The organism is Variovorax nivicola (assembly GCF_051216475.1).
Lineage (GTDB): Bacteria > Pseudomonadota > Gammaproteobacteria > Burkholderiales > Burkholderiaceae_C > Variovorax.
The window spans coordinates 803,345-828,791 of the sequence record NZ_JBPJZK010000003.1 but is presented as its reverse complement, the minus strand read 5'-3'; the positions used below and the strand labels follow the sequence as shown (position 1 = coordinate 828,791).

At 67.1% G+C, this 25,447-nt stretch carries 18 protein-coding genes; 6 read left to right on the top strand and 12 right to left on the bottom strand.

Going from position 1 to position 25,447, the window contains the following annotated elements; translation table 11 throughout:
• Positions 1-26: 26 nt before the first annotated feature.
• Genes ACSFBF_RS16610 through glpD form a run of 6 tightly spaced genes read right to left on the bottom strand, consistent with a single transcriptional unit; the run spans position 27 to position 5,873 of the window.
• Positions 27-335: a DUF2160 domain-containing protein gene (locus tag ACSFBF_RS16610; protein WP_093050783.1), complete on the bottom strand. Its 309-nt coding sequence runs from the start codon at positions 333-335 to the stop codon at positions 27-29.
• Positions 336-347: 12 nt separating this feature from the next.
• Positions 348-1,160 (bottom strand): carbohydrate ABC transporter permease, encoded by an 813-nt coding sequence (locus ACSFBF_RS16605; protein ID WP_019656045.1) that lies wholly within the window; start codon positions 1,158-1,160, stop codon positions 348-350.
• Positions 1,157-2,047 carry a carbohydrate ABC transporter permease gene (locus tag ACSFBF_RS16600; protein WP_093050786.1) on the bottom strand — a complete coding sequence of 297 codons (891 nt, stop codon included), beginning with the start codon at positions 2,045-2,047 and terminating at the stop codon, positions 1,157-1,159. Before ACSFBF_RS16600 ends, ACSFBF_RS16605 begins: the two co-directional genes overlap by 4 nt.
• Positions 2,044-3,114: an ABC transporter ATP-binding protein gene (locus ACSFBF_RS16595; protein WP_093080148.1), complete on the bottom strand. Its 1,071-nt coding sequence runs from the start codon at positions 3,112-3,114 to the stop codon at positions 2,044-2,046. Before ACSFBF_RS16595 ends, ACSFBF_RS16600 begins: the two co-directional genes overlap by 4 nt.
• Positions 3,115-3,116: 2 nt before the next feature.
• Positions 3,117-4,190 (bottom strand): ABC transporter ATP-binding protein, encoded by a 1,074-nt coding sequence (locus tag ACSFBF_RS16590; protein WP_435468742.1) that lies wholly within the window; start codon positions 4,188-4,190, stop codon positions 3,117-3,119.
• A 24-nt stretch (positions 4,191-4,214) separates the two neighbouring features.
• Entirely contained in the window at positions 4,215-5,873 is a 1,659-nt protein-coding gene (gene glpD, locus ACSFBF_RS16585; protein WP_435468740.1) for a glycerol-3-phosphate dehydrogenase, read from the bottom strand.
• 122 nt (positions 5,874-5,995) lie between these two features.
• Here glpD and ACSFBF_RS16580 point away from each other — a divergent pair, with 122 nt between their 5' ends.
• The 3 genes from ACSFBF_RS16580 (at position 5,996) to ACSFBF_RS16570 (ending at position 10,337) form a co-directional block, all read left to right on the top strand.
• The gene (locus ACSFBF_RS16580) at positions 5,996-6,763 is read left to right on the top strand and encodes a DeoR/GlpR family DNA-binding transcription regulator (RefSeq protein WP_435468738.1); all 768 of its coding nucleotides are present in this window, start codon (positions 5,996-5,998) and stop codon (positions 6,761-6,763) included.
• Positions 6,764-7,103: 340 nt separating this feature from the next.
• Positions 7,104-8,597 (top strand): glycerol kinase GlpK, encoded by a 1,494-nt coding sequence (gene glpK / locus ACSFBF_RS16575; protein WP_435468736.1) that lies wholly within the window; start codon positions 7,104-7,106, stop codon positions 8,595-8,597.
• Positions 8,598-8,693: 96 nt separating this feature from the next.
• Positions 8,694-10,337, top strand: coding sequence for a phosphoethanolamine transferase (locus ACSFBF_RS16570; protein WP_435468734.1), 1,644 nt, complete (start codon positions 8,694-8,696; stop codon positions 10,335-10,337).
• Here the strand turns inward: ACSFBF_RS16570 and ctlX are convergent.
• Both ctlX and ACSFBF_RS16560 read right to left on the bottom strand, forming a co-directional pair.
• On the bottom strand, positions 10,334-11,275 hold the full coding sequence (gene ctlX / locus ACSFBF_RS16565) for a citrulline utilization hydrolase CtlX (RefSeq protein WP_435468732.1): 942 nt from the start codon (positions 11,273-11,275) through the stop codon (positions 10,334-10,336). The genes ACSFBF_RS16570 and ctlX overlap by 4 nt on opposite strands.
• 2 nt (positions 11,276-11,277) lie before the next feature.
• Complete coding sequence (locus tag ACSFBF_RS16560) at positions 11,278-12,327, bottom strand: ornithine cyclodeaminase (protein ID WP_435468730.1); 1,050 nt, start codon at positions 12,325-12,327, stop codon at positions 11,278-11,280.
• A 146-nt stretch (positions 12,328-12,473) separates the two neighbouring features.
• On the opposite strand from ACSFBF_RS16560, the gene ACSFBF_RS16555 reads away from it, so the two are divergent.
• The gene (locus ACSFBF_RS16555; protein WP_435468813.1) at positions 12,474-12,896 is read left to right on the top strand and encodes an Lrp/AsnC family transcriptional regulator; all 423 of its coding nucleotides are present in this window, start codon (positions 12,474-12,476) and stop codon (positions 12,894-12,896) included.
• 40 nt (positions 12,897-12,936) lie between these two features.
• Here ACSFBF_RS16555 and ACSFBF_RS16550 read toward each other — a convergent pair whose 3' ends face one another.
• From ACSFBF_RS16550 to ACSFBF_RS16535, 4 genes are all read right to left on the bottom strand, one after another.
• On the bottom strand, positions 12,937-13,893 hold the full coding sequence (locus ACSFBF_RS16550; protein WP_435468728.1) for an alpha-E domain-containing protein: 957 nt from the start codon (positions 13,891-13,893) through the stop codon (positions 12,937-12,939).
• Between the two features lie 14 nt (positions 13,894-13,907).
• Positions 13,908-15,404, bottom strand: coding sequence for a circularly permuted type 2 ATP-grasp protein (locus ACSFBF_RS16545; protein WP_093050814.1), 1,497 nt, complete (start codon positions 15,402-15,404; stop codon positions 13,908-13,910).
• A 98-nt stretch (positions 15,405-15,502) separates the two neighbouring features.
• Positions 15,503-16,351 carry an oxepin-CoA hydrolase, alternative type gene (locus ACSFBF_RS16540; RefSeq protein ID WP_435468725.1) on the bottom strand — a complete coding sequence of 283 codons (849 nt, stop codon included), beginning with the start codon at positions 16,349-16,351 and terminating at the stop codon, positions 15,503-15,505.
• A gap of 145 nt (positions 16,352-16,496) precedes the next feature.
• Positions 16,497-18,944, bottom strand: coding sequence for a DNA internalization-related competence protein ComEC/Rec2 (locus ACSFBF_RS16535; protein ID WP_435468723.1), 2,448 nt, complete (start codon positions 18,942-18,944; stop codon positions 16,497-16,499).
• A 141-nt stretch (positions 18,945-19,085) separates the two neighbouring features.
• Between ACSFBF_RS16535 and ACSFBF_RS16530 the strand changes: the two genes are divergently transcribed.
• Together ACSFBF_RS16530 and ACSFBF_RS16525 are read left to right on the top strand one after the other, a co-directional pair.
• A complete protein-coding gene (locus ACSFBF_RS16530) occupies positions 19,086-22,625 on the top strand; it encodes a transglutaminase family protein (RefSeq protein ID WP_435468721.1) in 3,540 nt (1,179 codons plus the stop codon).
• Positions 22,626-22,687: 62 nt separating this feature from the next.
• Positions 22,688-25,447: a circularly permuted type 2 ATP-grasp protein gene (locus ACSFBF_RS16525; protein ID WP_435468719.1), complete on the top strand. Its 2,760-nt coding sequence runs from the start codon at positions 22,688-22,690 to the stop codon at positions 25,445-25,447.

The following is a 25,447-nucleotide window of genomic DNA, read 5'->3' as shown; positions in this document are numbered from 1 at the left end:
ACGAATAAGGCGAAAGACGTGCCCGCTCAGCCCTTGCGCATCACGAGCGCAAGCAGGCCCATCGACAGCACGAAGCTGATCCAGATCGAAGGCTCGGCTTCCAGGCTGAACCATTCCTGGAACTTGCCGGCCAGGCCGATGAAGACCAGGTTCAGGTAGGCCGCCGACAGCAGCCCGATGAAGAGCCGGTCGCCGCGCGTGGTGGCCATCGGCAGCCAGCCGCGCCGCAGCGTGGTGGGCGACTTGAATTCCCACACCGTCATGCCAACCAGCATGAGCGCGATGCAGATGAAGAACACGGCCACCGGTGTGGTCCAGACCATCCAGTCGAACATCTCTCGGCCTCCTTAAACACGACCCATCGCGAAACCCTTCGCGATGTAATGGCGCACGAACCAGATGACGATGGCGCCCGGCACGATGGTCAACACGCCGGCAGCCGCCAGCGTTGCCCAGTCCATGCCCGAGGCGCTCACCGTGCGCGTCATCGTCGCCACGATGGGCTTGGCGTTCACGCTCGTGAGCGTGCGCGCCAGCAGCAGCTCGACCCAGCTGAACATGAAGCAGAAGAACGCCGCCACGCCCACGCCGGCCTTGATGAGCGGCAGGAAGATGGTGAGGAAGAAGCGCGGGAACGAGTAGCCGTCGATGTACGCCGTCTCGTCGATCTCGCGCGGAATGCCGCTCATGAAGCCTTCCAGGATCCACACCGCCAGCGGCACGTTGAAAAGCAGATGCGCCAGCGCCACGCCCAGGTGCGTATCCATCAGGCCGACCGTGCTGTACAGCTGGAAGAACGGCAGCAGAAACACCGCGGGCGGCGTCATGCGGTTGGTCAGCAGCCAGAAGAACACGTGCTTGTCGCCGAGGAACGAATAGCGCGAGAACGCATAGGCAGCAGGCAGCGCCACGGTGAGTGAGATCACCGTGTTGATCGCCACGTAGATCAGGCTGTTGATGTAGCCCGAGTACCACGACTCGTCGGTGAAGATGCGCGCGTAGTTGGCCCAGGTGAGCTGCTGCGGGAAGAACGAGAAGCTCGACAGGATCTCCTCGTTCGTCTTGAAGCTCATGTTGATCATCCAGTAGATGGGCAACAGCGCGAACAGGATGTACAGCACCAGGAAGATGCTGCGCTTGTGAAATCTCTTCTCGTTCATTTTTCCACCTCCGCTTCCTGCGTACCGACCCGCTGCATCCAGTTGTAGAGCACGAAGCAGAACAGCAGGATGATGAGGAAATAGATCAGCGAGAACGCAGCCGCCGGTCCCAGGTCGAACTGCCCCACGGCCTTCTGCGTGAGGTACTGGCTCAGGAAGGTGGTCGCGTTGCCCGGCCCGCCGCCCGTCAGCACGAAGGGCTCGGTGTAGATCATGAAACTGTCCATGAAGCGCAGCAGCACCGCGATCATCAGCACGCCGCGCATCTTGGGCAGCTGGATGAAGCGGAACACCGCGAACTTGCTCGCGCCGTCGATGCGCGCGGCCTGGTAGTAGGCATCGGGAATCGAGCGCAGGCCCGCGTAGCACAGCAGCGCCACCAGCGGCGTCCAGTGCCACACGTCCATGACCAGCACGGTGAGCCACGCGTCGGTGGCGCTGCCGGTGTAGTTGTATTCGATGCCCATCGTCTGCAGCGCATGGCCCAGCAGGCCGATGTCGGCGCGGCCGTAGATCTGCCAGATGGTGCCGACCACGTTCCAGGGAATCAGCAGCGACAGCGCCACCACCACCAGCACCGCCGACGACTTCCAGCCCTTGGCCGGCATCGACAGTGCCAGGCCGATGCCCAGCGGAATCTCGACCAGCAGCACCGACAGCGAGAAGCCCAGCTGGCGCCACAGCGCCTCGTGCAGCTCGTCGTCGCGCATCACCGAGGCGAACCATTCGGTGCCGACGAACACGCGGCGCTCGGGCGAGATGATGTCCTGCACCGAGTAGTTGACCACCGTCATGAGCGGCACGATGGCCGAGAACGCAACGCAGATGAGCACCGGCAGCACCAGCCACCACGCCTTCTGGTTGATCGGTTTGTTGGTGGCGTTCATGCGACCAGTTCCTCGTCTTTGTAATAGCAGGTGTGCGTGTCGAGCACCCGCACCCACACCGTGTCTCCCGCTGCCGGCGGCTGGTCGTCAGAGTGCAGCCGCACCTTCAGCACGCTGCCGTCGGCCTCCACGCTCAGCATCACGTGCGTGCCCACGTCCTGCACCTGCTTCACCACGGCCGGCACCGCACCGGCGGCGCCCGCATTGGACAGGCGCAGGTACTCGGGACGGATGCCGATCTTCAGCGGCCCCTGCGGCAGTTCGCGCGTGGGCACCAACGGCGTGCCCGCGACCTCGATGGTGCCGTTCGCGCTCTTCGCGGACAGGAAGTTCATGCCCGGCGAGCCGATGAAATGCCCGACGAAGGTGTGGGCCGGCCGCTCGAACAGCGCTTCGGCGCTGCCCACCTGCACGGCCTTGCCGCGCGTCATCACCACCACCTCTTCGGCGAAGGTGAGCGCTTCGACCTGGTCGTGCGTCACGTAGATGAGCGTGAGCTTCAGCTCGCGGTGAATCTGCTTGAGCTTGCGGCGCAGCTGCCACTTCAGGTGCGGATCGATCACGGTGAGCGGCTCGTCGAACAGCACCGCCGACACGTCGCTGCGCACCAGCCCGCGCCCGAGCGAGATCTTCTGCTTGGCGTCGGCAGCGAGTCCGGCGGCGCGCTGGTTGAGTTGCCCGCTCATGTCGAGCATCTCGGCAATCTCGCCCACGCGCTTCTTGATCTGGTCGGCCGGCACCTTGCGGTTGCGCAGCGGAAACGCGAGGTTCTCGGCCACGGTCATGGTGTCGTAGATCACCGGGAACTGGAACACCTGCGCGATGTTGCGCTCCTGCGGCGTGGCGCGCGTCATGTCGCGGCCGTCGAAGGTGACCGTGCCCTGCGAGGGCACAAGCAGGCCCGAGATGATGTTCAGCATGGTCGTCTTGCCGCAGCCCGAAGGGCCGAGCAAGGCATACGCCCCGCCGTCGCGAAAGCTCATCTTCAGCGGCAGCAGCGCATAGTCGCTGTCCTGCGTCGGGTTGGGGCGATAGGCGTGGGCCAGGTCGAGGTCGATGCGTGCCATGACTAGCTTCCTTTGCGCCATGCCGGCGCGAGCGCCAGCTTTTCGCTGGCATCGAACACATAGGCCTGCGAGGCGCTGAAGTACAGCGTGATCGAGGCGCCCAGCTCGAAGCGGTGCACACCGGTGAGCTGCGCCACCAGTTCGCCCACCGCGGTCTCGACGTGTACGAAGGTGTCGGAGCCCGAGATTTCGGCCAGCTCCACCTTGCCGGGCAAGGCGATGTCGCCCTCCCCCGCGTCCACGTTCAATGCGCTTGCGCGCAGGCCGACCGTGACGGTGCCTGCAACGCTTTCAGGCACAGCCAGAGCCAGCGCGGGGCCGCCGGCCAGTTGCACCTTGCCGGCGGTGGCCGTGCCGGCCAGCAGGTTCATCGGCGGATCGCTGAAGGCGCGCGCCACGCGCAGCGATTGCGGCGCATGGAAGACCTCGGCCGTCGGGCCGTACTGCAGCAGCTCGCCGGCATCCATCACAGCCGTGTAGCCGCCGAGCAGCAAGGCTTCACCAGGTTCGGTGGTCGCGTAGATCACGGTCGAATCGCCGGTGGCAAAGAGTTGCGTGAGCTCTTCGCGCAGGCCTTCGCGCAGCTTGTAGTCGAGGTTGACCAGCGGCTCGTCGAGCAGCATCAGCGGTGCGTTCTTGGCGAGCGCACGCGCCAGCGCCACGCGCTGCTGCTGGCCGCCCGAGAGTTCGGCCGGATAGCGGTCGAGGAACATGCCGATGTGCAGTTTGTCGGCCAGTGCCTTCACACGCGCATCGATGTTCGACTCACCACGCAGCTTGAGCGGCGAGGCGATGTTGTCCGCCACCTTGAGCGACGGGTAGTTGATGAACTGCTGGTAGACCATCGCGACATTGCGTTCGCGCACGGGCATGCCGGTCACGTCCTTGCCGTTGACCAGCACCTTGCCTTCGGTGGGCGTGTCCAGTCCCGCCATCAGCCGCATGAGGCTGGTCTTGCCGGCCTGCGTTGCGCCCAGCAGCACGGTGACCGCGCCGCTCCTGGGCGCGATGCTCTGCTCGTAGAGCCATGTCTGCGCACCCACCTTCTTGGTGACGCGCTCCAGTGTCAGTTGCATTGGCGCTCTTTCCCTTGTGTTCGTCTAGTTGTTGTTGACGCGGGCCTGCTGCAGCAGCAGCCAGCGCGCGACCTGCTCACGCTCTTCGGGCGTGTAGTGCAGCCCCAGCTTGGAGCGCCGCCAGAGCACGTCTTCCGCGCTCACGGCCCATTCGCGGTCCTGCAGGAAGCGCAGTTCGCGCTCGTACAGGCCTGGCGCCACTTCGTCGCCCAAGTCGGCAAAGGACTTCGCGTCGCCCAGCAACTCCGCGATGCGGGCGCCGTAGCCCCGCGCGAGGCGGCGCGCCAAGTGGCCGTAGAGCCACGGGTACCTGGTTTGCACCGCCGACACGAAGCGTTCGAAATCGTCGTCGGGCCGCTTCGCTGCGCCGATCCAGGCCGACAGGTCGCCGCCCGCGAGAAAGGCGCCGTCGGTCCAGGCCGGGCGCTGCGCGCTCGACTGGCCCAGCATCCTGCCGACCTCGTCGGCCGCGTCCTCGGCCAGCTTGCGGAAGGTGGTGATCTTGCCGCCCCACACCGACAGCAGCGGCGCTGCAGTGGTGTTCGATTCGAGCATGTAGTCGCGCGTGACGGCCGAGGGGTCGCCCGAATCGTCGTCGAGCAGCGGGCGCACGCCCGAGTAGGTCCAAACCACGTCGGCCGGCACGATGGGCTTTTCGAAGTAGCGGCTGGCCTGGGTGCAGAGGTAGTCGATTTCTTCCTGCGCAATGCGCGCGGCGCCGGGGTCGTCACCGGTGAGTTCGATGTCGGTGGTGCCGATCAGCGTGAACTCGTCCTGGTAGGGAATGGCGAAGATGATCCGCTTGTCGGGGTTCTGGAAGATGTAGGCGTGGTCGTGCTCGAACAGGCGCGGCACAACGATGTGGCTGCCCTTCACGAGCCGCAGGCTCTTGGTGGCCAGTGCCTCGCCCTTGGCCGACTGCGCGACGCCGCGCAGGAAGGATTCGGCCCACGGCCCCGCGGCATTGACCACCGCCCGGGCGCGCAGCGTGCGCTTGTTGCCGTCGGCGCCTTGCAGCGTGGCAGTCCAGCCGTCGGCGTCTCGCTGGGCGTGCACGCAGCGCGTGCGGGTCAGCACCTCCGCGCCGCGCGCCTGTGCATCGAGCGCGTTCAGCACCACGAGGCGCGCATCGTCGACCCAGCCGTCCGAGTAGATGAAGCCGCGCTTGTACTGCTCCTTCAGCGGCTTGCCCGCGGCGTGGCGGCGCAGATCGACGCTGCACGAAGCCGGCAGCACCTCGCGCCTGGCCAGGTGGTCGTACATGAACAGGCCGATGCGGATCATCCAGGCCGGGCGCATCGAGGGGTCGTGCGGCATCACGAAGCGCAGCGGCCACATGATGTGCGGCGCGCTCTTGAGCAGCACCTCGCGCTCCTGCAGCGCCTTGCGCACCAGCGAGAACTCGTAGTACTCCAGGTAGCGCAGCCCGCCATGAATCAGTTTGGTGGAAGAAGACGAAGTGTGCGAGGCGAGATCGTCCTTTTCGCACAGCACCACGCGCCAGCCGCGGCCCGCGAGGTCGCGCGCGATGCCGCAGCCGTTGATGCCGCCGCCGACGATGAGCACGTCGCAATCGGTGGCCGGCGCGGGCGAAATGGAAGAGAAATCGCTCACAGAAATTGGGTCCGTTGAAGCGTGACTTTGGTCACTAACGGCGGCCATTGTATTTTCGCGTCTTTTCATTTGGATTCCTTTTGGCGCGATTTTCCTACGAGTTTTCCCTTAGTTGGCTTCGTTTTCTTTCGCTTTAAAGTGGCGCGCTCTGTACCCTCGGTCGCAGTCTTCCTGCTTTCCACGACGCCCCTGTGAACTCCAACCCGCGCCAGATCAACCTCCTGGACACCGTGCGCGCGCGCGGCTCCGTCACCGTCGAACAACTGGCCGACATGCTCGGCGTCACCCTGCAAACGGTGCGGCGCGACGTGCAGCGGCTGGCCGACGAGGGCCTGCTCACGCGCTTTCACGGCGGCGTGCGCGTGCCCAGTTCGACCACGGAGAACATCGGCTACCAGCAGCGCGAGACCCTGAACGCCGAAGGCAAGGCGCGCATCGCCCGTCGCGTGGCGGAACTGGTGCCCAACGACTGCTCGCTGATCCTCAACATCGGCACCACCACAGAGGCCATCGCCAAGGCGCTGCTGCGCCACACGGGCCTGCGCGTGATCACCAACAACCTGAACGTGGCCACCATCCTGAGCGGCAACACCTCGTGCGAGGTGATCGTGGCGGGCGGCTCGGTGCGCCCGCGCGACCGCGCCATCGTGGGCGAGGCGACCATCGACTTCATCCGCCAATTCAAGGTCGACATCGCGCTGATCGGCGTGTCGAGCATCGAGGCCGACGGGTCGCTGCGCGACTTCGACTTGCGCGAGGTGAAGGTGGCGCAGACCATCATCGCGCAGGCGCGCGAGGTGTGGCTGGCGGCGGATGCGAGCAAGTTCAACCGGCCGGCGATGATCCAGCTCGGTACGCTGTCGCAGATTGACCGGCTGTTTACGGATGCGGAGCCGCCGGCGCCTTTTGCTGAGTTGCTGCACGCTGCGCAGGTACGGCTCGAGATTGCGCGCGATTGAAATGGAACCCTGCTTTTTGGTTCGATGCGTTGCCGGTCATTCGGGGTGCGATCGCGCCGACGGCGTACTCTGCTCCGCGAATGTCCCCCGGCCTTCGGCCTCCTCCTTTATTTCGCTGCGCAGAGCACGCCATCGACGTGATCGTTTCAGAGCACTGGTTGATCGACCAGCACAACGGCAGCGCCCATGTGCGAATGGCACCGGGTGCTCCCCGCAGCGAAATAAAGGAGGAGGCCGCAGGCCGGGGGACATTCGCGGAGGGGAGCACCCGGCGCCATTCGCACGCACCCCAAACAGAAGCGCCAAGAACGCTTGATCAGACAAGAGAAACACTCAACCCATGACCTACCTGCTAGCCCTAGACCAGGGCACTTCCAGCTCGCGCAGCATCGTGTTCGACCGCGAAGGCCACATCGTCGCCATCGCGCAGAAAGAGCTGACGCAGATCTACCCGCAGCCGGGCTGGGTCGAGCACGATCCGATGGAAATCTGGCGCAGCCAGCTCGCCACCGCGCGCGAAGTGCTCGCCAAGGCGAAGCTCAAACCCACCGACATCCACGCCATCGGCATTACCAACCAGCGCGAAACCACCGTGCTGTGGAACCGCGCCACGGGCCAGCCGGTGCACCACGCCATCGTCTGGCAGGACCGTCGCGCCGAGCCCTTGTGCGCCAGGCTGCGCGACGAGGGCATGACCGACACCATCCGCGAGAAGACCGGGCTAGTGATCGACGCGTACTTCTCCGGCACCAAGCTGCGCTGGCTGCTCGACAACGTGCCCGGCGCCCGCGCCCAGGCCGAGCGCGGCGAACTCGCCTTCGGCACGGTCGACAGCTGGCTCATGTGGCAACTTACCGGCGGCAAGGTGCACGTGACCGACGTGAGCAACGCCTCGCGCACCATGCTGTTCAACGTGCACAGCAACGAATGGGACACCGACCTGCTGAAGGCGCTCGACATTCCCGCCGCGCTGATGCCCAAGGTGCAGCCTTCGAGCTCGCACTTCGCCGACACCGACTCCGCACTGCTGGGCCACACGCTGCCCATCGGCGGCGTGGCCGGCGACCAGCAGAGCGCCCTCTTCGGCCAAGCTTGCTTCGAGGCCGGCATGGCCAAGAACACCTACGGCACCGGCTGCTTCCTGCTGATGCACACGGGTGGCGCATTCCAGCCCTCGCACAACGGCCTGCTCGTGACCAGCGCCGCGCAGACCGATGCGACGCCGCAGTACGCCATGGAAGGCAGCGTGTTCGTCGGTGGTGCCGTGGTGCAGTGGCTGCGCGACGGGCTCAAGGCCATCAAGGGCAGCGCCGAAGTGCAGTCGCTGGCCGAGAGCGTTCCCGATGCCGGCGGCGTGATGATGGTGCCGGCCTTCACCGGCCTTGGAGCGCCCTACTGGGATGCCGATGCGCGCGGCACGATCACCGGCCTCACGCGCGGCACCACGGTCGCGCACATCGCGCGGGCCGCACTCGAAAGCATCGCCTACCAGAGCGCCGCGCTGCTGCAAGCCATGAGCCGCGACGCAGTGGCTGCCGGCGGCAAGCCCGTGGCAGAGCTGCGCGTGGACGGTGGCGCGAGCGTGAACGATCTGCTGATGCAGTTCCAGGCTGACCTGCTGGGCATTCCGGTGGTGCGGCCCGAAGTGATCGAGACCACGGCGCTGGGCGCTGCCTACCTCGCGGGGCTGTCGACCGGCGTCTACACCGACGCGCGCCAGCTCTCGAAGCTGTGGAAGATCGAGCGGCGCTTCATGCCGACCATGGGCCGCGCGCAGGCCGAGGAATCGATGGCGCGCTGGGAACGCGCGGTGCGGCAGGCCACGGCGACCTGATCGATCCAAAAGACCTCGCCACCATCGGGGCACTGAGGTCCGCTGCGCGAGCCCCGGGGCAGAATGCGCCCGCCCCCGACTTGCCGCGCTGCCTGCTTGACCACTCCAACCAACGAAGTCTCTCCGTCGCGCAAAGCGCTGCTCGCCTGCGGCGTGGTGGGCGCAACGCTGCTGGCGCTCATCGCGCTGGGCCACGACGGCCGTCGTATCGCGCAACTCGCGGTGCTCGCAATGCCGATGGTGCTGTGGCTTGCGTGGCCGTTGCGCAGCGCGCGGATGCAGCGCTTGCGCACGTTGCTGGTCTGGCTCTGGGCCATGGGCTTTGCGCTCGACGGCGCGCTGCGCGCCTACCTGCTCGATGCCTACCAGGCCGCGCCCGACGCTGCGATGGTGCTGGGCGCAGCAGCCAACACCAATGCGCGCGAGGGCTCCGAATACCTGTGGATGCATTGGCGCTCCGCTGCCATGTGGGGTGCGGTGCTGGTCGTGGCGGGTGTGCTCGTGGGCACGTTCGCGCGGCGCGGCGCTGTAGCCGATGCAGCGGCTCCGTCTGCCCGGCCCGCGCGATGGGCCGTGGCGCTTGTCGCGCTGCTGCTTCTCGTCGCGTGCGCGGCCTACGCAAGCAAGCCCTGGCGCCGGCTGCATCCCGCCATCTTCTGGACGCAGTGGGCAGATTCCGTTCACACGCTGCGCGCCGCCTGGGCCGACCAGCAGAAGCAGCGCGACCGCCTGATGGCGCAGGCCAAAGGCATCGCGCCCGTGATATCGCAGGCTGGCCCCTCCACAGTGGTGCTGGTCATCACCGACAGCATCAACCGCGACAACATGGCGCTGTACGGCTACGGCCGCCCGACCACGCCGCGCCTGCTGGCGCACAAGGCGCAGACCGGCGACCAGATGGCGGTGCTGCAGAACGCTTGGTCCGTCGATGCAAGCACCCTGCCCGCGCTGCGCAATATGTTCCACTTCGGCCTGCCCGAGAGCGAGAACCCGCCGCACCTGCTGGCCCTGGCGCGCGCTGCCGGCTACAAGGTCTGGTGGATCAGCAACCATGACGACCTGGCCATCGAGCAGCAGCATGCGCGCCTCGCCGACGTGGTCGACATGGTCAACCGCACGCCCGGCCGCGCCAGCGCCTCGCTGGACGGCGAGATTCTCGACTGCATGCAGGAGGCACTGGCCGATACGAGCACCGACCGCAAGCTGATCGTGGTTCATCTGATGGGCGCGCATCCGCACTACAGCCTGCGCTTTCCAGCCAACGCCAATCCCTTCGACGACGATGTGGATGCGGTCGAGAACGGCCTTGTGAAAGACGGCCGCTCGGCCTGGGTGCGCCGCTTCCGCCAGGAATACGACGCTGCGCTGCTGTATCACGACTTCGTGGTGTCCGAGCTGCTGCAGCAGACGCGCAGCGCAGGCAAGCCGGGCGACTACCGCGCGTGGATGTACCTGTCGGACCACGGGCAGGAGGTAGGCCACGTCAGCGACCGCGCGGGGCACAGCCCGGCGACCGCTTCGGGCTATCGCATTCCGGCCGTGGTGTGGCGCAACCAGCAGCCGCTGCCACCGGCCGCGGCGCAGCAGCAACCGTTTCGCGCGGACTGGTCGGGCTGGACGCTGATGGACCTGCTCCACATCCAGTGGAACGGGCAGAAGCCAGAACGCGATGTGCTGCAGGATGCCTACCGCTGGCAGGCGCCCGCGATTCCAGTGGCTGTCGAATCGTTTTCGCGCTAGCCGCGCCGGGGCGACAGATGAATGCCGGCGATCATGCAGCGCACCGATCCGCCCGCCATCTCGATCGTCGGAACCGGCAACGGAACCAGCCGCGCGGATCGTTCGATGACCGCCTTCTGCTGGCTGCTCAGGCTGTTGCAGGCGCGCTGCGACAGCGCGAGCACGCGGCCATCGCGGCCTGACAGCTCGATTGCATTGCCCGCGAATTCGGCAATCTGCCTGGCCGTGAGCGCAATGACTTCGCGCCCCGATTCCTCCAGGCGGGCGCGCACCTCGGCCGCACGACGCGCATCCGGGATCATGTCGAAGCCGACCAACGCGAAGGCCGTGGCCACGCACATCAGCACATTGGTGTGATAGATCGGCCGGCCGGCTTCATCGGCCGTGTCCACCAGCATCGGTTCGAAATTGAAGTGCGTGCTGAAACGCTCCAGCGCCACCGGATCGGCCCGGTTGGAGCGTGCCGTGTAGGCCACGCGCGCCAGGTGGTCGAGCACCATCGCACCGGTGCCTTCGAGAAACAGGCCGTCGTGCTCGAGGCCGGAATAGTCGATCACGTCCTGTACCCGGTAGTTGGCCTTGAGCATCTCGATCACGTCGGCGCGGCGTTCGCGACGGCGGCTTGGCGAATGCATCGGGTAAATGGCGACGTGCCCGCCCGGGTGGGTAGAGAACCAGTTGTTGGGAAAGACCGAGTCCGGCGTGTCGTGCTCTCCCCGGTCTTCGAACAGATGCACGCGCACGCCTTCGGCTTCGAGCCGCTCGACGGCAGTCGTTACCTCTCTGTAGGCGGCATCGGCCACGGCCTGCGCGGCCTCCTTGGCGGCTGCGGTCTGGAACGCGTTGTCGGCAGCAGTCTCCGGATTCGGCGTGAACCTGTGCGGACGGACCATGACCACGGCGGCCGGCGCCTGAACGGAGCGGATCGCGGCCGGCATCATCAAGCCACCCTTCGGATGACAGCACGCGAGGCGCCGCTGCGCGTGTGGCGGAACAGGTCCTTCGGGTCATCGGCCCGCGGCACCAGTTCGACGTCCACGCCGAGGTTGCGGCGCTCGGCCTGTTCGTGCACATAGCGCAAGGTGGCGTAGTCCTCCAGCGCGAAGCCGACCGAATCGAACACTGTGACTTGTTCGGCGCTTTCGCGCCCCGTTGCCGTGCCGGCCAGCACGCGCCACAGGTCGACCACGGGGGAGTCTTTCGGCAACTGCTGGATGTCGCCCTCGATGCGCGTCTGCGGCTCGTATTCGACGAACACGCGCGCGCCGCGCAGCACGTCGGCATGCAGCTCGGTCTTGCCGGGGCAATCGCCGCCGACGGCATTGAGGTGCATGCCCGGCTCGATCATGTCCGGCGTGATGATGGTGGCGCAGGCCTTGTCGGCGGTCACGGTCGTCACGATGTCGGCGCCGCGCACGGCCTGCGCCGTGGAGTCTGCACGAATGATCTTGAGCGACGGAAAGGCCGAAAGGTTGCGCACCAGCTTGTCGGTGGCGCGGGCATCGATGTCGTACACGGCGATTTCATCGATGCCCAAGTGGCAGTGAAAGGCCAATGCCTGGAACTCGCTCTGCGCGCCGTTGCCGATGAGCGCCATGCGACGAGCGCCAGGCCGCGCCAATGCGCGCGCCGCCATCAGCGAGGTCGCGCTGGTGCGCAGCGCAGTGGCAAGAGTCAGTTCAGACAGCAGCACGGGGTAGCCGGTCTCGACATCGGCGAGCACGCCGAAGGCCATCACCGTGTAGAGGCCGCGGCCGGTGTTGGCCGGATGGCCATTGACGTACTTGAAGGCATAGCGCGAGGCGTTCGACACAGGCATCAGCTCGATGACGCCGATGTCCGAGTGATTCGCCACGCGGGCCGATTTGTCGAAATCGGGCCAGCGAATGAAGTCTTCCCGGATGGTGTCGGCCAATGCGCCGATGAAGGGGGCCACGCCGATCTCCTGCACGAGGCGGGACATGGCGGGAACGTCGATGAAGCGGGTCATGGGGGTCTCCTGAACGGTCCGGCCGCATCGCGCAGCCGTCTTTCGATTGTTCCGGGGAGACGTGCCAGATTGAACCCTCCAACTTGTCAAGTTAGCGCTTGAACCTTACATTTCGCTCGATCTGATTAGCAATTTGACAAATGGCAATGGACGACATCGACCGACAACTCATTGCCCTGCTGCGCGACGACGCGCGCATGCCGGTGGTGGCACTGGCCCAGAAGCTCCGCGTGGCGCGGGCGACCATACAGAACCGGATTGCCAAATTGGAGAACGACGGAACCATCGTCGGCTACACCGTGCGGCTGAAGCCCGAAGCGGAGGCGCACCGCATCCGCGCAATCATGAGCATCGGGATCGAAGGGCACCGCGCCGAACGCGTCAGCCAAGTGCTGCGCGGTCACCCCAACGTCGTGGCCCTGCACTCGACCAACGGCCGCTGGGACCTGATGGCCGAACTGCGCGCCGACTCGCTCGAAGCCTTCGACAAGGTGCTCAATGCCATCCGGCAGATCGAAGGCATCTCGAGCACCGAGACGAGCATCCTGCTGTCGACGCACAAGCTCTGAGGCTGGCGGCGCGGTCGGCGCCAGCCTCGTTCGGTCAGCCTCAGTGCGCGGGAACCAGGAAGTCCTGGCTGATGCGCCCGCCCAACTCGTTCACGCGGTCGAGGAACTGCGTGAGATAGGCATGCAGGCCGGTCGCAAGGATCTCGTCGACCCGCGCGTATTGCAGATCGGCCAGCAGCTTGCCGGCGCGGCGCTGGGTTTCGGCGCTCTGCTCGTTCTGCACCTTCGCGAGGTTGTTCACCACCTCGACCAGGCTCGCATGCAGCGAGCGCGGCATGTCGGCGCGAAGAATCAGCAGCTCGGCCACGCGCTCGGGCTTGATCACGTCGCGGTACACCTTGCGGTAGACCTCGAAGGCCGAGACGCTGCGCAGGATCGCGCTCCAGTGATAGAAGTCGTACTCCTGGTCTTCCTCGGTGGCGGCGCCGAAGAACTCGCTGTTCAGCGCGTGGAACTTCACGTCCACCAGGCGCGCGGTGTTGTCGGCGCGTTCCAGGAAGGTGCCCAGGCGCGAGAAGTAGAAGGCCTCGTCCTGCAGCATGGTGCCCAGCGTGACGCCGCGCGACAGGTGCGAGCGGAACTTGACCCATTCGAAGAACTGGCCCGGGTCGCGCTCGAAATCGCCCGCGCGCAGCATGCGGTTGACTTCGAGCCAGGTGGTGTTCTGCGTTTCCCAGGCTTCGGTGGTGAGCGCGCCGCGCACCGCACGTGCGTTCTCGCGCGCGGCCTTCAGGCAGGACACGATCGACGAGGCGTTGCTCTCGTCCTTGACCATGAACTCCATCACGTCGTGGGGCGTGATCTGCTCGTACTTCTTGTTGTACAGCGGCAGCAGTTCGCTGATGGACAACACGCCCTGCCAGCCGTACTTGGCCACTTCGGCGGACTGCGGCAGCAGCGAGGTCTGATAGTTGACGTCCAGCATGCGCGCCGTGTTCTCGGCGCGCTCGGTGTAGCGGGACATCCAGTAGAGATGGTCGGCGGTGCGTGACAGCATCGGTTGTGCTCCTACTACGATTGGCTTTGCGACTGCGCGGGCGCCGCCTTGGGCTTGGGTGCGCGGTCGGCTTCGAGAATCCAGGTGTCCTTGGTGCCGCCGCCCTGCGACGAGTTGACCACCAGCGAACCTTCTTTCAGCGCCACGCGCGTGAGGCCGCCGGGCACCATCTGCACCTCGCTGCCCGAGAGCACGAAGGGGCGCAGGTCGATGTGGCGCGGCGCGATGCCGGCGTCGACAAAAGTGGGCGAGGTCGACAGGCTCAGCGTGGGCTGGGCGATGTAGCCGTCGGGCTTGGCGATCACGGCCTTCTTGAAGTCTTCGATCTCGGCCTGCGTGGCGGCCGGGCCGATCAGCATGCCGTAGCCGCCTGCGCCGTGCACTTCCTTGACGACCAGGTCCTTCATGTTGTCGAGCGTGTACTGCAGCTCGTCCTTGTTGCGGCACATGTAGGTGGGCACGTTCTTCAGGATCGGCTTTTCGCCGAGGTAGAACTCGACCATCTTCGGCACGTAGGGGTAGATCGACTTGTCGTCGGCCACGCCCGTGCCCACTGCATTGCAGATGACGACGTTGCCTTCGCGGTAGGCGCGCATCAGGCCGGCGGTACCGAGCGTGGACGTGGGGCGGAACACCTCAGGGTCGAGGAAGTCGTCGTCCACGCGGCGGTAGATGACGTCGACGCGGCGCGGGCCGCGCGTGGTGCGCATGTAGACGAAGTTGTCCTTGACGAACAGGTCCTGGCCCTCGACCAGCTCCACGCCCATCTGCTGCGCGAGGAAGGCGTGCTCGAAGTAGGCGCTGTTGTACATGCCGGGCGTGAGCACCACCACCGTGGGCTCGGCCGTGGCCGGCGGCGCGCTGGCGCGCAGGGTTTCGAGCAGCAGGTCGGGGTAGTGCGCGACCGGCGCGATGCGGTTCTGATTGAACAGCTCGGGGAAGAGCCGCATCATCATCTTGCGGTTTTCGAGCATGTAGCTCACGCCGCTGGGCACGCGCAGGTTGTCTTCGAGCACGTAGTACTCGCCGTTGCCGTCGGCATCGGGGGCACGCACGATGTCGATGCCCGAGATGTTCGAATAAACGTTGTGCGGCACGTTCACGCCCATCATCTCGGGGCGGAACTGGGCGTTGTTCAGGATCTGCTCGGCCGGGATGATGCCGGCCTTGATGATTTCCTGATCATGGTAGACATCGTGAAGAAAGCGGTTGAGCGCCGTGACGCGCTGCACCAACCCCTTTTCCATGCTGTCCCACTCGTGGGCGGGAATGATGCGAGGCAGCAGGTCGAACGGGATGAGCCGCTCGGTGCCGGAGCCGTCCTCGTCCTTGGCGCCATACACCGCGAAGGTGATGCCGACCCGGCGGAAAATCAATTCCGCCTCTTCGCGCCGCGAACGCATCACCTCACCGGGTTGCTTCGCGAGCCATTGGTCGTAGCGCTTGTAGTGCTGTCGGATTGCAGCCCCCGCATAGGGCAACTGCTCATACATCTCGTCAAATTTGTGCATGGAACGACCAATCTCCTTGAGCTATAGCTTAGCAAGTTCAGGGCCAGTAGAACCCCTTATGCCAAGGCCGGAGACAGGCCGGAAGACTTTTTCTTCGCTCAGCGCTCAGGCCCTTCCTCGCTGGCCGCCTGCTTCTTGCGGGGCGAGAGAAATCCTTTGATGCGCTCCCCGCTCTCGTCGCTGTAGAGGCTGGCCAGGAAAGATTCGCGCTCGGCGTCGAGTTGCTCACGCCGGCTGCGCCCACGCGCCGAATACACGAGCTGCTTGATACGCGCCTGCACCTCGAACGGGCCGCGCGCGAGCTGCTGCGCCCAGGCAAGCGCGGTGGCTCCGGCTTCCCCGTGGGGCACGACCTTGTTGACCACACCCAGTTCGTGCAGCCGCTTCGCGGTGCTGGGCGTGCCGTCGAGCAGCATTTCGAGGGCGGCCTGCGGCGGCAACGCGCGCACCAGCGAATCGGTGCCGCCGCCGTCGGGCGTCAGACCGACATTCACATACGACATCGCGAACTTCGCGTCTTCCGCGGCCACGATCAGGTCGCAAGCCAGGCATAGCGAAAAGCCCCCGCCCATGGCCGCGCCCTCGACTGCGGCAATGACGGGCTGGGGCGCCTCCTGGATCGCCATGATCCATTCGTGCAGCGCGTCGATGTGGCCGTGCTGTTCGGCGGCAGGCAGCTTGCGTTGCCGGGCCAGGCGCCGCAGGTCGCCGCCGCCGCTGAAGTGATCGCCCTCCCCGCACAGCACGATGGCGCGCACGGTGCGAAAGCCCGAGGTGGCGCGCATCGCCTTGGCGGCCGCGCGGTAGACCGACGGATTGAGCGCATTGCGCGCCGCGGGGTTGCTCAGCGTCAGCACCAGCACCGGGCCTTCGCGGTGCATCTTGAGCCGCGCGCCGGGTGCAGCCGCGGCGCTCGTGCTGGTGATGGCCGGAACAGCGGCCGTCACGGCGTATGCCCGGAAAACAGGTCCCACCGAAAGCCTTGACGGTTGTTCATACTGTCCCCTCTTCTGAGTTGTAGCCAAACGATACAACGCATGGGACGCCAGTACGAGCACGCTGACAAGTGGCCTTTTGGACTACTTTTGACAATTAGTTCACGATTCCAGGGCTGTGCTGCCAGTACCGCGCATGGCGCTCGCGCTCGCAGGCCACGTCGTCGGGGCGAGCGCTGGTCCAGTGCGCGGCGCCGCAGCGGGCGTTTTCGACCAGCCGCACGCCGCGGTCCCGGTAGCGCGCTGCCACCTCCTGTGCCGGGTGGCCGAAGCGGTTGCGGTACCCCGCCTGAACGAGCGCGATGCGCGGCTGCACCGCATCGAGGAACGCCAGGCTCGACGAAGTCTTGCTGCCGTGGTGCGGCGCCAGCAGCACGTCGGCGCGCAGCAGCTGCGGCGTGCGCACGACGAGCGCGGCCTCCTGCAGCCGCTCGATGTCGCCAGCCAGCAGCGCCGCCGCGCGCCCGTTGCCTATGCGCAGCACGCACGACACGGCATTGGGTTTGGTGAAGCTGCGGTAGTCGGTGTCGAACGGATGCAGCACCTCGAAGCGCACGCCGTCCCAGGTCCAGGCCTGCCCCGCCTCGCAACGCCGTGCCGCCGGCGTCGCCTGTAGCGGATGCGTGGCTTCGAGGGAACTCAGCAGCTCGGCCCGCGGCTGCATCGCGAGCACCGCGGGCGCCCCGCCGGTGTGATCGGTGTCGCGGTGGCTCAGCACCAGCGTATCGAGGCGCTCGCCGTAGGCCCGCAGCAGCGGCACGAGCACGCGATGGCCCGCATCGCTTTCGAGGCTGTAGCGTGGGCCGGCGTCGTAGAGCAGGCTGTGCGCGGCGGTGCGCACGAGCACCGCATTGCCCTGGCCGATGTCGGCGGCGAGCAGTTCGAATTCGCCAATCGTGGGTCGGGGCGCCTGCCACAGCAGCACCGGCAGCAACAGCGGAATGCCGAGGCTGCGCAGCGACCAGGACAGCCGCATGGCCAGCAATGCACCGCCTGCCACGCCGCAAGCGGCCATCCACCAGGGCGGCGCAGCCATCGACAGCGTGGCATACGGCAGCCCGGCCAACCATTGCAGCAGCAACGTGAGCACCTGCACGGCCCGGGCTGCGAGGTCCCACAGCGGCGCCACGGCCACGCCGAGCATGGCCAGCGGCGTGATCACGAGCGTGACCCAGGGAATCGCCACGGCATTGGCCAACAGACCGATCAGCGACACCTGCTGGAACAGCAGCAGGCTCAGCGGCGTGATTGCCAGCGTGATGACCCATTGCTCGCGAAAGAACTGCAACAGGCGGGAAGATGCGCCGGTCTTCCGCTCACCCGGCACAGGGGCGTCCGTGGCAAACAACACGCCCACCGCCACGAAGCTCAGCCAGAAGCCGGCCTGCATCAAAGCCCACGGGTCGAGCGCCACCACCACGGCCGCCGTCAACAGCCACACGTGTGGCCAGGGCCAGCGCCGGCCCGTGAGGCGCAGCAGCGCGACCGTCGCCAGCATCCAAACCGTGCGCTGCGAGGGCACGCCCCAGCCGCTGAAGAGCGCATAGAGCGTGGCCAGCAGCACGCCGCCTGTCAACGCTGCCTGCTGTGCGGGCAAGCGCAGCATCAGCCGCGCGCTGCGCCGCCAGAGCAGGCCGACGATGTGCGCGGCCAGCCAGGCGAACATCGTTACGTGCAGGCCCGAGATCGACATCAGGTGCGCCACGCCCGTGGCGCGGAACACATCCCAGCCCGAGCGGTCGATGGCGCTCTGGTCGCCGGTGACCAGCGCTGCGATCACGCCCGCCTGGGCGCGGTCGGGCACGCGCTCGAAGATGGCGTCGCGCACGGCCTCGCGTGCGCGCTCGATGGGGTGCCGCCACGTGCTTGCCACCAGCACGGGCGCCGCATCGCGCGCGCCGGTTCGCACGTAGCCGCTCGCATGCAGGCCCTGCTCCCACATCCAGAGTTCGCTGTCGAAGCCATGGGGATTGCGGCTGCCGTGCGGCGCCTTGAGGCGCACCGTCAGACGCCATCGCTCGCCGGCGTGCAAGGTGCCGACGGTGCTGGTCGGCGGCGTGCGGCGTTCGGAAGCGCGGCTCCACAAGCCCGAGCCTTCGGAATACCAGCCGAGTGCAATGCGATCGGGCACGGCGGGCCGCCCCTGTGCATCCGGATCGGCCCAACCCGCGGACTCGACATCCAGGCGGAACTGCGTTCCAGCTTCGTTACGCTGGGGCATCTCCGACACGACGCCCGTGACCTGCAGGTCGCGCCCTTCGAGTGCCGGATCGAGCGCGCCGTTCGCGTAGACCGTCACGCGCCATCCCGCGAGCCCTGCGCCGGCCATCGCGCCGCATAGCAAGGCGACGAGCATTGGCACCCTGCCCGGCATGCATCGCCAACACAGGCCACCTGCGGCCGCGAACAGCAATCCGACGTACGCCCACGCCGGCCAAAGCACCGCCTGCTGCAGTTGCAAGACGGCTCCCAGCAGCGAACCACCCAGCGCCGCGAACCCCCACTCTGCGCCCACGGCGCCACCAGACGCACGAAACGGCGTCAACGAAAAACTCCCGAACCCATGATGCAAACCCTCCCCAAAGTCACGCTCAGTGGCGCGTTAATTGCTTGGCATCTGGGCTAGTATGCGTCTCACAAGAGACATCTTTTCGATGCAATCTCGCAGTACTGCACACAAAAACGCATGTCCATTCACGCCGCTCTCCACCACGTCACCCACTACAAATACGACCGCCTGGTGCAGTTGGGCCCACAGGTCGTGCGCTTGCGTCCCGCGCCGCATTGCCGCAGCAACGTCATCTCGTATTCGCTGCGGGTCGAGCCGGCCGAGCACTTCGTCAACTGGATGCAGGACCCGTTCGCCAACTACCAGGCGCGGCTGGTGTTCCCCGAGAAGACGCGCGAATTCAAGGTCACGGTCGACCTCGTGGTCGAGATGGCGGTCTACAACCCCTTCGACTTCTTCCTCGAGCCGCAGGCCGAGAACTTTCCTTTCAAGTACACGGCGTCGCAGGCCGAAGAACTCGCGCCCTACCTCGTCACCGAAACGCCCACGCCGCTGCTGCAGGCCTACCTCGACAAGATCGATCGCAAAGAGCAGCGCACCATCGACTTCCTGGTTGGCATCAACCAACAGGTCCAGCAAGACGTCAACTACCTCATTCGCATGGAGCCCGGCGTGCAGACGCCGGAAGAAACGCTCTCCAGCGGCAGCGGCTCATGCCGCGACTCGGGCTGGCTGCTGGTGCAGCTGCTGCGCCACTGCGGGCTGGCCGCGCGTTTCGTCTCGGGCTACCTGATCCAGCTCACGCCCGACGTGAAGGCGCTCGACGGCCCGAGCGGCACCACGGTCGACTTCACCGACCTGCACGCCTGGTGCGAGGTGTTCCTGCCCGGCGCAGGATGGATCGGCCTAGACGCCACCTCGGGCCTGCTGGCCGGTGAAGGCCACATTCCGCTGGCCTGCACGCCCACGCCTTCGAGCGCAGCGCCCATCGAGGGCGGTGTCGACGAATCCGAGGTCGAGTTCGGCCACGAGATGAAGGTCACGCGCATCTACGAATCGCCGCGCGTCACCAAGCCCTACACCGAAGAGCAGTGGTCCGAAGTGCTGGCCCTGGGCGATGCCGTCGACGCGCGCCTGAAGGCCGGCGACGTGCGCCTCACCATGGGCGGCGAGCCGACCTACGTGGCCACCAGCGACCGCGACGCGCCCGAATGGAACACCGACGCTCTCGGCCCCACCAAGCGCGGCTATGCAACCGAGCTCGTGCACAAGCTGCGCGCCGAGTACGGCAAGGGCGGCTTCCTGCATTTCGGCCAGGGTAAGTGGTACCCGGGCGAGCAGCTGCCGCGCTGGGCGCTGTCGATCTTCTGGCGCGCCGACGGCCAGACGCTGTGGCACGACCCCGAGCTGTTTGCCGACGAGCGCTTTCCCACGCACTACACCAGCGAAGACGCGCGCCGCTTCACCACCGTGCTGGCGCACAAGCTCGGCCTGACCGAGCGCTACATCCAGCCCGGCTACGAAGACATCTACTACTACCTCTGGCGCGAACGCCGCCTGCCGGTGAACGTCGACCCCTTCGAGTCGAAGCTCGACGACGAACTCGAGCGCGTGCGCCTGCGCCGCGTGTTCACGCAGAAGCTCGACGCGGTGATCGGCTACATGCTGCCCATCGAGCCCGGCAATGCGGACGGCGACGCACCCGCGCTCGCGGGCCCGGCCTGGAAGACCGGCCCCTGGTTCCTGCGCGACGACCGGCTCTACCTGATCCCCGGCGACTCGCCCATGGGCTACCGCCTGCCGCTCGACTCGCAGCCGTGGGCCAGCAAGGGCGACTATCCCTACCTGATCGAGCGCGACCCGACCGCGCCGCGCGGCGCCCTGCCAAGCGCGGCCGACTACCGTGCGCGCTATACCGTGGGCACGGGCGGTACAGGCGGTACAGGCGACATTGGCAGCGGAAGAGCCGACCTCGGCGCCGTGCCCTATGCCTTCGGCGCACCGCCCGTCGTGCCCGCCTCGCTGCGCATGCAGGCGCCGGGCAGCGTCGGCGAAGGCGATGCATCGGCTGCTGCAGCAGCTGACGATGCGGACGACAAATCGACCACCCGCCAGCCGCTGCGCGGCGAATCAGCCCACTGGGTCACGCGCACCGCGCTGTGCGTCGAAGTGCGCGACCCGCGCCGCGCCAACGGCCCTTCGGCCGAGAAAAAGGGCAATGCCTCAGGTGTGCTCTACGTCTTCATGCCGCCGCTCGCGCGCCTGGAGGACTATCTCGACCTGGTTGCCGCCGTCGAAGCCACCGCTCGCGACCTGGGCGTGCGCATCGTGATGGAAGGCTACCCGCCGCCGCGCGACCCGCGCCTGAAGATGCTGGCCGTCACGCCCGACCCGGGCGTGATCGAAGTCAACATCCATCCTGCCCACAACTGGAAAGAACTGGTCGACCACACCGAGTTTCTCTACAACGCCGCATTCGAAACCCGCCTGTCGGCCGAGAAGTTCATGACCGACGGCCGCCATACCGGCACCGGCGGCGGCAACCACTTCGTGATGGGCGGCGCCACGCCCGCCGACAGCCCCTTCCTGCGCCGGCCCGAGCTGCTGGCCAGCCTGCTGCTCTACTGGCACAACCATCCGTCGCTGAGCTATCTGTTCTCGGGCATGTTCATCGGCCCGACGAGCCAGGCGCCACGCGTGGACGAGGCCCGCAACGACCAGGTCTACGAGCTTGAAATTGCCCTGAAGGAAATCGCGAAGAACCGCGAGATCTACGGCCAGAACATGCCGGCATGGCTGGTCGACCGCACGCTGCGCAATATCCTGATCGACGTGTCGGGCAACACGCACCGCAGCGAGTTCTGCATCGACAAGCTCTACTCGCCCGACTCAAGCACTGGCCGCCTCGGCCTGCTTGAGTTGCGCGCCTTCGAGATGCCGCCGCATGCGCGCATGAGCATCGCGCAGCAACTGCTCATTCGCGCGCTGGTGGCGCGCTTCTGGGACGAGCCCTACAAGGCCCCCGTCACCCGCTGGGGCACCGAGTTGCATGACCGCTTCCTGCTGCCGACCTTCGTCAAGATGGATTTCGACGACGTCATCAGCGAGATGCGCCAGGCCGGCTTCGCCTTCGACGCCGACTGGTTCGCGCCGCACTTCGAGTTCCGCTTCCCGCTGGTAGGCCAGATGCAGGCAATGGGCGTGGAGCTCTCGCTGCGCAACGCGCTCGAACCCTGGCACGTGATGGGCGAGGAAGGCTCGGCCGGCGGCACGGTGCGCTACGTTGATTCGTCGCTCGAACGCATCGAGGTGCGCGTGACCGGCCTGAACGAAAGCCGCCACGTCATCACCGTCAACGGCAAGGTGCTGCCACTGCAGCCGACCGGCGTGGTCGGCGAGTTTGTGGCCGGCGTGCGCTACAAGGCGTGGAACCCGCCTTCGGCCCTGCACCCGAGCATCCCGGCCCACGCGCCGCTGACCTTCGACCTGGTCGACACCTGGATGAAGCGCTCGCTGGGCGGCTGCCAGTACTTCGTCGCCCACCCGGGCGGGCGCAACTACGACACCTTCCCGGTCAACGCCTACGAGGCGGAAAGCCGCCGCCATTCGCGCTTCACCCGCACCGGCCACACACCCGGACTCATGCGCACGCCCCCGGCAACCATCGAGCTGCCGGGCAGCCGCGAATTCCCGTTCACGCTGGATCTGCGGCGATAAGGGGACATTTAGCACGCTGCCCAAACGGATACCCGTGAAGGCAGTGTGACAATCCCCCTCCTGTGGAACCTTTGAACGAATCCCTGTTCGACGCCCAGGCACTGGAGTTTCCAGCGGCCCTGGCGTCGGCGCTCGCCCCGCCGGCCCTGCCCGGCCATTTCGATGAACTGCGTGGGCAGACCACCGCGGTGGTGCCTGTGCGACCAGTGCCGGGGGCTGCGCCAGCCCCTGCGCCCGCCCCGCTGCTGTATGACGCCGCGGCCGAACGGCCGTCGGTGCCCAGCCAGTCGCAATCGCAGTCCCAGTCTTCCTCTCAGTCGCAGTCTCAATCCCAGACGCAGACACAGGGCCCGTCCGGCGAACAACCGCCGCTCACGCCCGCCTGGAACGCCTTCTTCGAACAGCTCGGCCCGGGCGGCTTCAACGACCTGCCCCGGCGCGCGGCCAGCCTCGAACGGCAGATCCGCGACAACGGCGTCACCTACAACGTGTACGCCGACGCCAACGGCCCGCAGCGGCCCTGGTCGCTCGACCTGTTCCCGCTGATCGTCTCGCCCGAAAGCTGGAGCCAGATCGAGGCCGGCGTGCTGCAGCGCGTGCGCGTGCTCGACCGAGTGATGGCCGACGTCTACGGCCCACAGCAGCTGCTGGCCGAAGGGCTCATTCCTCCGGCGCTGGTGCGCGGCCACCCCGGCTACCTGCGTGCGCTGCACGGCGTGAAGCCGCCGGGCGACACCTGGCTGCACATCACCGCCTTCGACCTCGCGCGCGGCCCCGACGGCAACTGGTGGGTGGTCTCGCAGCGCACCCAGGCGCCTTCGGGCCTGGGTTACCTGCTCGAAAACCGCCTTGCCATCACGCGGCAGTTTCCGCAGGCCTTCGAGGCGCTGCACGTGCAGCGCCTGGCCGCCACCTACAGCGCCATGATGGAAGGCCTGCAGCGCATGTGTCCGGCCGGCGTGCCGCCGCACATCGCGCTGCTCACGCCCGGCCCGTACAACGAAACCTACTTCGAGCACGCTTATCTCGCGCGCTACCTGGGCCTCACGCTGGTCGAAGGCAGCGACCTCACGGTGCGCGACCAGCGGCTCTACCTCAAGACGCTGCAGGGCCTGCGCCCGGTGCACGGCCTCATCAAGCGGCTCGACGACCAGTTCCTCGACCCGCTGGAGCTGCGCCCCGACTCCACGCTCGGCGTGCCCGGCCTGCTGCAGGCCATTCGTGCCGGCAACGTGCTGGTGGCCAACATGCCGGGCTCGGCGTTCCTCGAATCGCCCGCGCTGCTCGGCTTCTTGCCGGGGCTGGCACGCCGCCTGATCGGCGAGAAGCTCAAGCTGCCCGCGCTGCCCACCTGGTGGTGCGGCGAGCGCGCCGCGCTCGAATCGGTGCTGCCGCAACTGGCCGACTGCGCCATCAAGCCCACCTACCCTGGCTTCGACGGCCGCGCCAGCTTCGACGCCGTACTCGGCAGCCAGCTCGGCCGGCGCGAGCTCGACGAATGGGCCGGCCGCATCGTGCGCGAGGGCGACGTCCACACCGTGCAGGGCTATCAGCCGCTGTCGCAGATGCCCACCTGGGCCAACGACATGGGCCCGGGCCACATCGCGCCGCGCGCCGTGCTGCTGCGCGTGTTCGCGGTGAGCGACGGCGCGCAGTCGTGGCGCGTGCTGCCCGGCGGCCTGGCCCGGCTCGCGGGGCCCGATGCGCAGATCGCGTCGATGCAGCGCGGCGGCAGCAGTGCCGACGTGTGGGTGCAGACCCACGGCGAAGTCGACCGCACCACGCTGCTGCAGCCGCACGCCACGCCGGCCTCGCTCGCGCGGCACCGCGCGCCCGTTACCAGCCGCGCCGCGGAAAACATGTTCTGGCTCGGCCGCTACACCGAACGCGCCGAAAACGCCGTACGCCTTGCGCGCCTCACGCTCAACCTGCTGGGCAGCGAAGACCAGTCCTCGCGCCCGCTGCTCGAATGGCTGCACCGCATGGCGCTGCGCAATGCGCTGGTGCCGGCCGAGGCGCCGAGTGCGCCGCAATCGCGCCGCGTGTTCGAACGCGCACTCATCGCCGAGTTGGGCGACGTGGAGCGCGGCGCCAGCGTCGGCTTCAGCCTGCGCTGTATCCGGCAGGCCGCGGCTGCGGTGCGGGAGCGCCTCTCGCAGGACAACTGGAACCAGATCGTGCGCGCCGAGACCGATTTCCTGCGCCGCGCGGCCGAGCAGGCCGGCGAAGGCAGCTTTGCCAGCAGTGCCGCGTTGCGCGCCCTCGAATCCGCCAGCACCGCGCTGGCCGCCATGACCGGCGCACAAACCGACCGCATGACGCGCGACGACGCCTGGCGGCTGCTGTCCATCGGCCGCCACATCGAGCGCCTGGGTTTCTTGTCGAATGCGCTGGAGGCCGGCTTCGACAACGGCGCCGTGCACGAGGTGAGCGGCTTCGAGGCAATGGTGGCGCTGTTCGACAGCACCATCACCTTCCACGCCCGCTACCAGCAGCGCCGCGACGTCGCCACCATGGTCGACCTGCTGGTGCTCGACGCCGAGAACCCGCGCTCGCTCGCATGGGTCACGCAGACCCTGCGCGGACGCATCGCTCGGCTGGCCGGCAGCGCGCCGGGCAAGCTGACCGCGCTGTCGTACGAACTGCCCGACCCGGCCGGCTGGACGCTCGAACACCTCTGCGCCGCGGGGCCCGAAGCCAACTATCCGGCCCTCGTCGAGCTGCTCGCCAACTGCGAGACAGCGGCCTACCATGTGTCCGATGCGATCGGCACACGCTACTTCACACTGACATCCGAATCGCTGCGCTCGGTCGGAGCTTGA

Excerpts from the sequence above, each read along its gene's own strand:
- ACSFBF_RS16550 (WP_435468728.1), bottom strand. The coding sequence starts at position 13,893 with ATGCTGTCACGCACCGCCGACCATCTCTACTGGATGTCCCGCTACACC.
- ACSFBF_RS16605 (WP_019656045.1), bottom strand. The coding sequence starts at position 1,160 with ATGAACGAGAAGAGATTTCACAAGCGCAGCATCTTCCTGGTGCTGTAC.
- ACSFBF_RS16530 (WP_435468721.1), top strand. The coding sequence starts at position 19,086 with ATGTCCATTCACGCCGCTCTCCACCACGTCACCCACTACAAATACGAC.
- ACSFBF_RS16545 (WP_093050814.1), bottom strand. The coding sequence starts at position 15,404 with ATGCACAAATTTGACGAGATGTATGAGCAGTTGCCCTATGCGGGGGCT.
- glpD (WP_435468740.1), bottom strand. The coding sequence starts at position 5,873 with ATGAAAAGACGCGAAAATACAATGGCCGCCGTTAGTGACCAAAGTCAC.
- ACSFBF_RS16600 (WP_093050786.1), bottom strand. The coding sequence starts at position 2,047 with ATGAACGCCACCAACAAACCGATCAACCAGAAGGCGTGGTGGCTGGTG.
- glpK (WP_435468736.1), top strand. The coding sequence starts at position 7,104 with ATGACCTACCTGCTAGCCCTAGACCAGGGCACTTCCAGCTCGCGCAGC.
- ACSFBF_RS16590 (WP_435468742.1), bottom strand. The coding sequence starts at position 4,190 with ATGCAACTGACACTGGAGCGCGTCACCAAGAAGGTGGGTGCGCAGACA.
- ACSFBF_RS16595 (WP_093080148.1), bottom strand. The coding sequence starts at position 3,114 with ATGGCACGCATCGACCTCGACCTGGCCCACGCCTATCGCCCCAACCCG.
- ctlX (WP_435468732.1), bottom strand. The coding sequence starts at position 11,275 with ATGCCGGCCGCGATCCGCTCCGTTCAGGCGCCGGCCGCCGTGGTCATG.
- ACSFBF_RS16560 (WP_435468730.1), bottom strand. The coding sequence starts at position 12,327 with ATGACCCGCTTCATCGACGTTCCCGCCATGTCCCGCCTCGTGCAGGAG.
- ACSFBF_RS16555 (WP_435468813.1), top strand. The coding sequence starts at position 12,474 with ATGGACGACATCGACCGACAACTCATTGCCCTGCTGCGCGACGACGCG.
- ACSFBF_RS16610 (WP_093050783.1), bottom strand. The coding sequence starts at position 335 with ATGTTCGACTGGATGGTCTGGACCACACCGGTGGCCGTGTTCTTCATC.